Annotated in this window: 1 protein-coding gene; it reads left to right on the top strand. The window is 55.2% G+C overall.

The features are described from left to right. A partial coding sequence (locus tag AC0L17_RS34510; RefSeq protein WP_473518995.1) for an EAL domain-containing protein occupies positions 1–689 on the top strand: 689 nt, incomplete at both ends.

Raw genomic sequence — 689 nt, 5'->3', positions numbered from 1 at the left:
TACACGGCCAAGCGTCGTGGCAGGAACGAATTTCGCCTGTTCGATGCCGAACTCGACAGGGAATTGCAACGTCGCCAGTCCATCGAACGCGACCTTCATTCGGCGATAGAGGCGAGAAGGGTGGCACCTTGGTTCCAGCCCATCGTAAGACTCGACACCGAAGCCGTGATCGGTTTTGAAGCCCTGCTGAGGTGGTCCCATCCGATCCATGGTTCCATCTCTCCACCCGAAATCATGACAGCCGCACGCGAAACCGGAATGCTTCAACTGTTAACGCAAACGGTATTCTCCGACTGTTGTGCTCTTATCGACGGCTTGGTGAAAGCTGACCGTCGAGATGTTCGTGTGGCAATGAATGTTTCACCGCGCGAATTGGAAGCCGGCGATATCGACGACATGGTTCTGAATGGTCTGGCGGCAAAAGACCTCCCGACAACGATGTTCGAAATCGAGATTACCGAAGAATCTCCAGTGGACCCGGAAAGACTGGATGAAAAGCTCGGACGGCTTTCACATGCCGGCATTTCCATCGCGCTCGATGACTTCGGCACCGGCTTTTCCACGTTGGCGTCGCTCAAGGACAGCCGGATACGCAAGGTGAAAATAGATCAAGGCTTCATTCGCGGCTTGGCCAAGTCTCGGGAGGACCGGCTGCTTGTCAAAACGGTGATCGATCTTGGTCGGGCGCT

Source organism: Mesorhizobium sp. WSM4829, from assembly GCF_055811475.1.
Note: the sequence above shows the minus strand (reverse complement) of the source record. Positions and strands in the feature narration are given on the sequence as shown.